This window comes from Streptomyces melanosporofaciens (assembly GCF_900105695.1).
GTDB lineage: Bacteria > Actinomycetota > Actinomycetes > Streptomycetales > Streptomycetaceae > Streptomyces > Streptomyces antimycoticus.
The window spans coordinates 7,634,181-7,646,104 of record NZ_FNST01000002.1 but is presented as its reverse complement, the minus strand read 5'-3'; the positions used below and the strand labels follow the sequence as shown (position 1 = coordinate 7,646,104).

1 protein-coding gene is annotated in these 11,924 nt (G+C 71.3%); it reads right to left on the bottom strand.

Annotation, left to right across the window (positions count from 1 at the left end; genetic code table 11):
• Positions 1–57: 57 nt before the first annotated feature.
• A complete protein-coding gene (locus BLV72_RS35460) occupies positions 58–11,901 on the bottom strand; it encodes a type I polyketide synthase (RefSeq protein ID WP_093467514.1) in 11,844 nt (3,947 codons plus the stop codon).
• Positions 11,902–11,924 lie beyond the last annotated feature (23 nt).

The following is an 11,924-nucleotide window of genomic DNA, read 5'->3' as shown; positions in this document are numbered from 1 at the left end:
TCGGCGGGCAGGTGGTGTGGGTTCGTGGGTGCGCCGTGGTGGCGGCCGCTGGTCGGATCACGACGTCCCGAACTCCTGGTCGATGAAGGCGAAGAGCTCGTCGGCCTCCGCCGTCTCCAGATGTTCGGCGACATCCTGGGCATCGCCGGAATCGGTGGCCGGGCCGTCCGGCGCCGGGCCGCCACGGCCGCCGTCCCAGTGGGACAGAAGACGCTTCAACCGGCCCGCGACCATCGCCCGGGTGTCCTCATCGGCCGCCGCGCCCGTGCCGAGCAACGCCGCTTCCAGCCGGTCGAGTTCGGCGGCCACGTCCGATGGGTCGTCCGCCGCCACGGGGGCGATCTCCACGTTCAGCTGTGCGGCCAGCGCGGCGGGGGTCGGGTAGTCGAAGATGAGCGTCGCGGGCAGCCGCAGCCCGGTGGCCGCGTTCAGCCGGTTGCGCAGCTCGACCGCGGTGAGCGAGTCGAAGCCCAGCTCCAGGAAGCCACGATCGGTGTCCACCGCCGACGCCGACCCGTGCCCGAGGACGGTGGCGGCGTGTTCCTGGACCAGACGCAGCAGCGTCCGCTGCCGCTCCCCCTGGCCGAGCCCGGCAAGACGCCGCGCCAGCGGCGCCTCCTGCGCACCGGACTCGTCCTGGGCCGAGGCACGCCGGGACACGACGGGCCGTCGTACGAGTCCGTCGAGCAAGGGGGGCACGGGGGTGGTGTCGGCGGTGGCCGCCAAGTGGCCGAGGTCGAGCCGCGCGGGCACCACCAGGCCCTCGGCCAGCCGCCCGGCCGTGTCGAACAGCCGCAGCCCCTCCTCGGAGGAGAACGGCACCAGTCCGCCGCGCGTCATCCGCGACAGGTCCGCCTCGGCGAGGTGTCCGGTCATCCCGCTGCGCTCGGCCCACATGCCCCAGGCCAGCGACACTCCCGGCAGACCCATCGCCCGGCGCCGCTGGGCCAGTCCGTCCAGGAAGGTGTTGGCGGCGGCGTAGTTGGCCTGGCCCGCGGACCCCAGAACACCGGCGGCCGAGGAGAACAGGGCGAACATGGCCACATCGAAACGGCGCGTCAGCTCATGCAGATGCCACGCCCCGTCGACCTTGGCGCGCAGCACCGCGTCCAGCCGCTCCGGGGTCAGCGAGGTGACCGTGCCGTCGTCCAGGAGGCCCGCGGCATGGACCACGCCGGTCAGCCCGTGCCCGTCATCGGGCAGCCCCGCCAGCAGATCGGCCAGCGCGTCGCGGTCGGCGACATCGCAGGCGGCAACGTCGACCGAGGCCCCCAGGGCCGTCAGCTCCGTCTCGAGCGCTGCAATGCTCTCGGCAGCGCGGCCACGCCGGCTGACCAGCAGCAGCCGGCGTATCCCGTGCTCGGCCACCAGATGCCGCGCGACCAGCCCGCCCAGGACACCTCCGGCACCGGTGATCAGCACCGTGCCTTCCGGGTCCAGCGTGGCCGGCACACTCAGCACCAGCTTGCCCACATGGCGGGCCTGGCTCATGAACCGGAACGCCTCGGGGGACCTGCGCACATCCCACACCCGGGTGGGCAGCGGCCGCAGGTCACCTCGCTCGAACAGGGCCACGATCTCGGCGAGCATGTCCCCGATGCGCTCGGGGCCCGCCTCCGCCAGGTCGAACGCCCGGTACAGCACGCCCGGATGCGCCGCCGCCACCTCATCGGCCGACCGCACATCCGTCTTGCCCATCTCGATGAACCGCCCGCCCTCGCCGAGCAGCCGCAGCGACGCGTCCACGAACTCACCGGCCAGGGAGTCCAGGACCACATCCACACCACGACCGCCCGAGGCGGCCTTGAACCGCTCCTCGAACTCCAGCGTCCGCGACGAGGAGATATGCGCCTCGTCCAGCCCGAGACCGCGCAGGACATCCCACTTGGCCTCACTCGCGGTCGCGAACACCTCGCAGTCCCAGGCCCGCGCCAACTGCACCGCCGCGATCCCCACACCACCGGCGGCGGCATGCACCAGCAGCGACTCACCACGCCGGAGGCCCGCCAGCTCCCGCAACGCGTACAGAGCCGTCACGAACACGACCGGGACGGAGGCGGCCTCGGTGAAGGACCAGCCGTCCGGAATCCGCACCAGGGTGCGGTGATCCACGACGGTCAGCGGCCCGAAACCGCCCTCCCACAGCCCCATCACGCGGTCGCCGACGGCGAGGGAGGTCACCCCGGGACCGGCGGCCACGACGACACCGGCGCCCTCGCCGCCCATCAGCGCCTCACCCGGGTACATGCCCAGGGAGATCAGGACATCGCGGAAGTTCAGGCCCGTGGCACGCACCGCGACCCGCACCTCGTGCTCGCCGAGTTCCGCGGTGGCCTCCGTGGCGGTGGCCAGCGCCAGCCCCTCCAGCGTGCCCGCGCCGGACGCCTCCAGCCGCCACGCCTCCGTACCGACCGGCGGTGTCAGCACACCCGTCGCGGCACCGGACGCCAGACGCGGCACCAGCATCTCGGCACCGCGCACCGCCAGCTGCGGCTCCCCGGTGGACACCGCCTGGTGCACCAGGGCCAGCGACTCCTCGCCGCCGTCCACATCCAGCAGGACGAACCGCTCCGGGTTCTCGGCCTGCGCCGACCGCACCAGCCCCCATACCGGGGCCGCCGCCAGGTCACGCGGGTCCACGCCGTCCTCGGTCGCCATCGCACCGCGGGTCACGAGCACCAGCCGCGCCTCGGCGAACCGGTCCTCCGTCAGCCACGCCCGCACCATGTCCAGGGTCTGGTGGGCCACCGCCCGCGTCGCCGGAACGACGTCCTCACCGGGGGCGGAGGAGACAGTCACGAACACCAGGTTCGGCAGCGGAGCACCCGACCCCACATGCGCCGCGAGAGCAGCCAGGTCGGCGTGCTCCTCCACCGACCCATCGGCCGCCTTCAACGCCCGGGCCAGGCCGAAGACATCGGGCCCGGCCACGGCACACCGGTCCGTCTCGGGGACCGGGGCGCTGGTGGACGCCGCGACCCACTCCACCCGGTACAGCGACTCGGTGTCCTCGGCGGACGACGCGAGCTGCGCTTCCGACACCGGCCGGGTGACCAGCGCCTCCGCCGATGCCACCGGCGTACCGGCGGCATCCGCGACCAGCACCGACATCCCATCGGCGCCCGTGCGGGCCAGCCGTACCCGCAGAGAGGTAGCGCCGGTGGCGTACAGCGACACACCGCTCCACACGAACGGCAGCCGAATCCCGCCCGAGCTCCCCTCGCCCTCCGCGGCAGCGGACACCAGCCAGGCGTGCAGCGCCGTGTCGAGCAGCGCGGGATGCAGCCCGAACCGGGCCGCCTCCGCCCGCGACTCCTCCGGCAGCGCCACCTCCGCGAAGACCTCATCGCCCCTGCGCCAGACGGCACGCAGCCCCCGGAACACCGGACCGTACGCCAGCCCGGTGGCCGCCACGTCCTCGTAGAAGCCCGCGGTCTCGACCGCCTCCGCGCCCGCCGGCGGCCATGCGCTCAGGTCCATCGGACCCGCCGCCCCATCGGCGACGGACGCCACGGCCAGCACGCCCTTCGCATGGCACGTCCACGGCGCGTCCGGGCCATCGCCACGACGGGAGTACACACTGAGCTCGCGCCCCCCGCCCTGCCCGGGGCCACTCACCACCAGCTGCACCTGGACCGCCCCCTCCTCGGGCAGTACCAAAGGCGCCTCCAGCGTCAGCTCCTCCAACCGGTCACAACCCACCGCGTCACCGGCCCGCGACGCCAACTCGACAAACGCCGTACCCGGCAGAATGACCCGACCCAGCACCGCATGGTCGGCCAGCCAGGGATGCGTACGCAGCGACAGCCGACCGGTGAGCAAGAACCCATCGGAGTCGGGCAGCGGCACCGCAGCACCCAGCAGCGGATGCCCCGCCGCGTCCAGCCCCGCCGACGACACATCACCGGCGCCGTCCGCCTCGGGATCCAGCCAGAAGCGCGCGCGCTGGAAGGCATACGTCGGCAGATCGACGCGCCTGGCCGCCGTACCGGCGAAGAGACCCGCCCAGTCGACGGAGGCTCCGCCGACATACGCCTCGGCCAGGGAGGTCATAAACCGCTGCAGGCCACCTTCGTCACGGCGCAACGAACCGACAGCAGTCACCCGGGCGCCATGGTCCTCCGCGGTCTGCTCCACCCCCATCGTCAGGACAGGGTGAGCGCTGGCCTCGATGAACACCTGGAAGCCATCGGTCAGCAGGACACGGACGGTCTCGTCGAAGCGCACGGTCTGCCGCAGATTGCGGTACCAGTACCCGGCGTCCATCTCCGTGGTGTCCAGCACCCCGCCGGTCACCGTCGAATAGAACGGCACCGACGACGCGCGGGGGGCGATTCCCGCGAGGATCTGCCGAAGCTCGTCCTCGATGGCCTCGACATGCGCGCAGTGGGAGGCGTAGTCCACGGGTACGCGCCGCGCCCGGATCCCGTCGCCCTCGCATACGCCCATCAGCTCGTCCAACGCGTCGGCGTCCCCGGAGACCACGACCGCCGAGGGCCCGTTCACCGCCGCCACCGACAGCCGCTCACCCCACGCCTCGAGCCGCTCCCGCACCGAGTCCACGGGCAGCGACACCGACACCATGCCCCCGCGCCCGGACAGCGCCCGCAGCGCCTGGCTCCGCAACGCCACCACCTTCGCGGCATCCTCCAGCGACAACGCACCCGCCACACACGCCGCCGCGATCTCACCCTGGGAGTGACCGATGACCGCCGCGGGCTCCACACCGTACGAACGCCACAGCTCCGCCAGCGACACCATCACCGCCCACAGCACCGGCTGCACCACATCCACCCGCTCCAGCGCCTCCGCGGCACCCTCACCGCCGCGCAACACCTCCGCGAGCGGCCAGTCCACGTACGGCGCCAACGCCGCCGCACACTCACCGATCCGCTCCGCGAACACCGGGGAAGTCTCCAGCAGCCCTGCCGCCATCCCCACCCACTGCGACCCCTGACCGGGGAAGACGAGCACCGCCTGGTCACGAGCGCCGGCTGTCCCCCGCACCACACCGGGTGCCGCATTCCCCTCGGCCAACGCCCCCAGGCCGTTCAGGAGGCCGTCGCCGTCGCCCGCCAGCACCACCGCGCGGTGTTCGAACACACTGCGCGTGGTCGCCAACGACAGCCCGATATCGGCGGGCGAGACCTCTCGGCGCTCACGCACCTGCGTCAGCAGCCGCTCCGCCTGTGCCTCGACCGCGCTGTCCGACCGTCCGGAGATCACCCACGGTGTGATCTCCGGCAGTTCCGCGGCCGGGACCTCGTCCTCGGCGGCAGGGCTGGAAGCGTCGTCCGGCGGAGCCTGTTCCAGCACGGCGTGGGCATTGGTGCCACTCATCCCGAAGGAGGAGACTCCGGCGCGCCGCGGCCGTCCCGTCTCCGGCCAGGGCATGGCGTCCGTCAGCAGGCTCACGCCGCCCGCGGACCAGTCCACATGCGGCGACGGCTCATCGATGTGCAGCGACTTCGGCAGTGCGCCGTGCCGCATCGCCATCACCATCTTGATGACACCGGCCACACCGGCGGCCGCCTGCGCATGGCCGATGTTCGACTTCACCGAGCCGAGCCACAGCGGCTGGTCCGCGGGCCGGTCCTGGCCGTAGGTGGCCAGCACGGCCTGGGCCTCGATGGGATCGCCCAGCTTGGTGCCGGTGCCATGTGCCTCGACCGCGTCCACCTCGGTGGCCGACAGCCGGGCGTTCGCCAGCGCGGCGCGGATCACCCGCTGCTGAGACGGGCCGTTCGGGGCGGTCAGGCCGTTGGACGCACCGTCCTGGTTGGTCGCCGTACCCCGGACGAGGGCCAGCACCTCGTGCCCGTTGCGCTGGGCGTCCGACAGCCGCTCCACGAGCAGCAGCCCGACGCCCTCGGCGAATCCGAAGCCGTCGGCGCCATCGCTGAACGCCTTGCACTTGCCGTCCACGGACAGCGCGCGCTGACGGCTGAAGTCCACCAGCCCGACCTGTGTGGACATCACGGTCGCACCACCGGCCAGCGCCATGTCGCACTCACCCTGGCGCAGCGCCTGGACCGCCAGGTGCAGCGCGACCAGCGAGGAGGAGCACGCGGTGTCCACCGTCACGGCAGGGCCCTCGAGGCCCAACGTGTAGGAGACACGGCCCGAGGCCACGCTGCCCGCGCTGCCGATGCCGAGGTAGCCCTCGATGCCTTCGGGAGAGTGCCCCTGCAGACGGGTGCCGTAGTCGTTGTACACAACGCCGACGAAGACACCGGTCCGGCTCCCCCGCGCCGTCTCGGGAGCGATACCGGCCCGCTCGAACGCCTCCCACGACGTCTCCAGCAGCAGCCGCTGCTGCGGGTCCATGGACAGCGCCTCACGCGGCGAGATCCCGAAGAACTCCGGGTCGAACTGGTCCGCCTCGTGGAGGAAGCCACCGTTGCGGGCGTAGTACGTGCCCTCATGCGAGGGGTCCGGGTCGTACGTCGACTCGAGGTCCCAGCCACGGTTGGACGGGAGCGACGACGTGGCATCGGTGCCCGCCATCACCAGCTGCCACAGCTCCTCCGGGGTCTGCACACCACCGGGGAAGCGGCAGCTCATGGCCACGATCGCGATCGGGTCGTCGTCGGTGCCGGACGGGACGCCGGACGGTCCGCCCGGCGCCGCGGTGGCCGTGGCCTGGGAGCCGAGGATCTCCGAGCGCAGATAGCCCGCCAGTACCGTCGGGTTCGGGTAGTCGAAGACGAGTGTCGCCGGGAGGCGCAGACCTGTTTCCGCGCTGAGACGGTTCCGCAGTTCCACGGCGGTGAGCGAGTCGAAGCCCAGTTCCTTGAAGGGCCGTCCCACCTCGACGGTGTCCGTCTTGGCATGCCCGAGGGCGGCGGCCACCTGGACCCGGATCAGCTCTTGGAGCAGGAACTGCTCCTGCTCCGCTTCGGACATGCTGAGCAGTCGCCGGCGCAGCCGGGCGGCAACGTCGTCCACGTCCGTGTCTCCGGCCCCCGCGGCACGCCGGACGGTCATCCCCGGTACGACGTTACGGAAGAGGGCGGGGAGTTCGGCGCCCTGCGCACGCAGCGCCGGAATGTCCAGCCGGAAGAGAACGGGTACCACCGCGTCCGACACCAGAGCGGCGTCGAAGAGCTCGAGGCCGTCGTCCGTGGCCAGTGGCACCACGCCCGAACGGGATATCCGCTGGATGTCGTCCTCGCCGAGGTGTCCGGTCATACCGCTGGCCTCGGCCCATAGACCCCACGCCATCGACACACCCGGCAGCCGCTGGGCCCGGCGCCAGGACGCCAGACCGTCCAGGAACACATTCGCCGCCGCGTAGTTGCTCTGCCCCGCGCCGCCCAGCACACCGGTGGCCGAGGAGAACAGCACGAACGCCGACAGATCCATCCCCGCCGTCAGCTCATGCAGATTCCACGCCGCGTCCACCTTCGCCCGCAACACCGGCTCGACCCGCTCACGGGTCAGCGACGTCAGCAAACCGTCATCGAGCACACCCGCCGCATGCACCACACCACTCAGACCAAAGCCCTCCGGCAACCCCGACAACACCCCGGCCAGAGCCGCACGGTCCGCGGCATCACACGCCGCGATCACCACCTCGGCACCGGCGGCCTCCAACCCGGCCCGCAACTCGACCGCACCCTCGGCCTCCGCACCACGACGGGACAGCAACACCAGCTTCCCGACACCATGCCGGGCCACCAGATGCCGCGCCACCACACCACCCAGAACACCCGTACCACCCGTCACCAGCACCGCACCCGAGCCAAACCCGCCCGACTCCGGAACCTCGCCCGAGGGCAGCACCCGGCCCAGACGCGGCACCCGCACCGCCCCCGACCGCACCACCAGCTGCTCCTCACCCCGAGCCAGCAGCCCGGGAAGAAGACCATCGACGCCATCCAGCTCATCGGTGTCCACCAGCACCAGACGCCCGGGGTTCTCCGCCTGCGCGGACCGCACCAAACCCCACACCGCGGCCCCCGCCAGATCCGTCACACCAGCGCCGTCACCCACGTCGACAGCGCCCCGGGTCACCACCACCAACCGGTCACCCGCACGGTCCTCATCCGCAATCCACCCCTGCGCCCGCTCCAAGACCTCGAGCACACGCCCGTACGCCTCACCCACCACATCCGCACCATCGGAGACCACCCGCATCACCTCTGTCCGCGGCGTGGCCTCACCTCCCGCCACGACGGCCCCGGGCGCGTCCACCCACTCGACCCGGAACAGCGCCTCCCGCGCCGCCCCACCCGCGGCCTTCAGCTGATCCGCGTCAACCGGGCGCAACACCAGCGACTCGACCGACGCCACCACCCGCCCGGACTCATCGCCCACCAGCACCGACACCGCATCCGACCCGGCACCCGCCGACGCCAGCCGGACCCGCAGCGATGTCGCACCCACCGCCTCCAGGGCAAACCCGCGCCACGAGAACGGCAGCCGACTCCCCGAACCACCCGCCAGGCTCTCGCTCACACCCATCGCGTGCAACGCCGCGTCGAACAGCGCCGGGTGCAGACCGAACTGACCCGCCCGGTCCCGCTCCGCCTCCGGGAGCTCGACCTCCGCGAACACCTCCCCCTCACGCCGCCACGCATGCTTCAGCCCCTGGAAGACCGGGCCGTACTCCAACCCGTTCTCCGCGGCCCGCACATACTCAGCCGACACATCGACCGGCTCGGCCCCCGCCGGAGGCCACACACCGAAGTCGAACTGTGTGCCGGAGACGGGCGCGGCCGAACCGACCACACCATGGGCATGCCGCACCCATGCGGCGCCCTCGCCCTCCGCTTCCTCCCGTGAGAACACACTCACCTCACGGAAACCGGAAGCGTCCGCCTCCCCCACCTCGACCTGAAGGTGTACGCCACCCTTCTCGGGCACGATCAGGGGCGCTTCCAGGACCAGTTCCTCGACGCGCCCCGCCCCGACCTGATCGCCCGCCGATACCACCAACTCGACGAAGGCCGTCCCCGGGAGCAACATCACCCCGTGCACGGCGTGATCCGCCAGCCACCCGTGCGTGGCCAACGACAGCCGCCCGCTCAGCAACACCCCGCCGCCGCTCGCCAACGACACCACGGCACCCAGCAACGGATGCCCCAGCGAGCCCAGCCCGACCGAACCCACATCGCCCACACCCGCGGGAGCGTCGAGCCAGAAGCGCTCGTGCTGGAAGGCGTAGGTCGGCAGCTCCACGCGGCGGGCGCCATGTCCCGCGAACACCTTCCGCCAGTCGACGCTCGCTCCGCTGACATGCAGTTCGGCGGCGGAGGTCAGGAACCGCTCAGGTCCACCCTCATCACGCCGCAGGGTGCCCAGGACCACTGCCCGCGCCTCGGCGGCCTCCACCGTCTGCTGCACCGGCAGGGTCAGCACCGGATGCGGGCTCACCTCGATGAACACGCTGTGGCCCTCATCGAGCAGCGTGCGCGTCGTGGACTCCAACTCGACCGTCTGCCGCAGATTCCGGTACCAGTACTCCGCGTCCAGACCGGCGGTGTCCACCAGCTCACCGGAGACCGTCGAATAGAACGGCACCTCCGAGGAACGGGGTGTGATGTCCGCCAGAACCTTCAGCAACTCCTCGCGGATCCCCTCCACATGGGCCGAGTGCGAGGCGTAGTCCACCGGAACCCGGCGAACACGCACCTCCTCACCCTCCAGCTCCGTAACCATCTCATCGAGCGCCCCCGGATCACCGGACACCACAACCGACCCGGGGCCATTGACCGCCGCCACCGAGATCGCGCCACCCCACCGGGCGAGACGCTCCTTCACCTGGTCGACCGGCAGCCCGACCGACACCATGCCACCACGACCGGCCAGACCCACCGCGATCGCCTGCGACCGCAACGCCACCACCTTCGCGGCATCCTCCAGCGACAGCGCACCGGCCACACACGCCGCGGCGATCTCACCCTGGCTGTGCCCCATCACCGCATCCGGCTCCACACCCACCGAACGCCACAACTTCGCCAACGACACCATCACCGCGAACAACACCGGCTGAACGACATCCACCCGGTCAAAACCGGGAGCACCCTCAACCTCACGCAGTACATCCGTCAGCGACCAGTCCACATGAGCCGACAACGCCGACTCACACTCACCGATCGCCTCCGCGAACACCGGCGAGGACTCCAACAGCCCCACCGCCATACCCGCCCACTGCGCACCCTGACCCGGGAACACAAACACGGAACGACCAGGTGTTTCGGCGTCCTTTCCCCAGACCACACCGGGGAGCTTCGCGCCCTCGGCCACCGCCTCCAGGCGCTCGAGGAGTTCCTCACGGCTGGTCCCGGTCACCACGGCGCGCTGCTCGAAGGCGAACCTCGTCGTCGCCAGGGAGAGCGCCACATCGGCGGCGCCCAGCTCCGGACGCTCCGCCACGAACTCCCGCAACCGCCCGGCCTGCACCCGCAACGCGGTGTCGGTCTTGCCCGACACCACCCATGCCACCGGACCCGCGAGGCCACCGTCAGCAGGCTCCTCGGCGACCTCCGCCTCGGTCTCGCCCTCCGGGGCCTGCTCCAGGATCACATGCGCGTTGGTCCCGCTCACGCCGAACGAGGACACGCCCACCCTGCGCGGCTCCCCGGTCTCCGGCCACGGCCTCGCCTCGGTCAACAGCTCGACCTGGCCCTCGGACCAGTCCACATGGCTCGACGGAGCGTCGACATGCAGCGTCTTCGGCAGGACGCCGTGCCGCATCGCCATCACCATCTTGATGACGCCGGCCACACCTGCGGCGGCCTGCGTATGACCGAGGTTCGACTTCAGCGAGCCGAGCCACAACGGCCGGCCCTCGGGTCGGTCCTGCCCATACGTCGCCAGCAGCGCCTGCGCCTCGATCGGGTCGCCCAGCGTCGTACCCGTACCGTGCGCCTCGACCACGTCAATCTGACTGGGGGTCAGCTCACAGTTTTCCAGGGCCTGCCGGATCACGCGGCGCTGCGACGGGCCGTTGGGGGCCGTCAGGCCGTTGCTCGCGCCGTCCTGGTTCACGGCGGAGCCGCGTACCACCGCGAGTATCCGGTGCCCGTTGCGCCGCGCGTCGGACAGCCGCTCCACCAGCAGCACACCGATGCCCTCGGACCACGTGGTGCCGTCGGCTCCGTCGGCGAACGCCTTGCACCGGCCGTCGGCGGCCAGTCCGCGCTGGCGGCTGAAGGTGACGAAGCCCTTGGGGCTCACCATGACGGTCGCACCGCCGACCAGCGCCATGGAGCACTCACCCTGACGCAGCGCCTGCGCCGCCAGGTGCAGCGCGACCAGCGCCGATGAGCAGGCGGTGTCCACGGTCAGCGCGGGACCTTCGAAGCCGAAGGTGTAGGAGACACGGCCCGAGGCGATGCTGGTGGTGGCGCCGTTGTGGAGGTACGGCTCGATCTCGTCCGGTATCTGCGCGGCCTCGGACGCGTAAGTGGTATGCATGGCACCGGTGAAGACACCCGTCTGGCTGCCACGCAGTGACGCGGGGTCGATGCCCGCCCGTTCGAACACCTCCCATGAGGTCTCCAGCAACAGCCGCTGCTGGGGGTCCATGGCGAGGGCCTCGCGGGGTGAGATGCCGAAAAACGCGGAGTCGAATTGGTCCGCGTCGTGGAGGAAGCCGCCTTCGCGTACGTAACTGGTACCCGGACGCTCCGGGTCCGGGTCGTAGATCCCTTCCACGTCCCAGCCGCGGTTTGTCGGGAAGGGTGAGATCGCATCCGCTCCATCGGCGACCAGACGCCACAGTGCCTCGGGGGAATTCACTCCGCCCGGAAATCGGCAGGCCATACCGATGATGGCAAGGGGCTCGGTTGCCGAACTGATCAGCTGGCGGTTCTGACGCTTGAGCCGCTCGATTTCCTTGAACGACTTGCGCAGCGCTTCAACAGCTTTGTTCTGGTTGGATGCAGCAGGCATCGGAAACTCCACACTTAACGCGT

Excerpts from the sequence above, each read along its gene's own strand:
- BLV72_RS35460 (WP_093467514.1), bottom strand. The coding sequence starts at position 11,901 with ATGCCTGCTGCATCCAACCAGAACAAAGCTGTTGAAGCGCTGCGCAAG.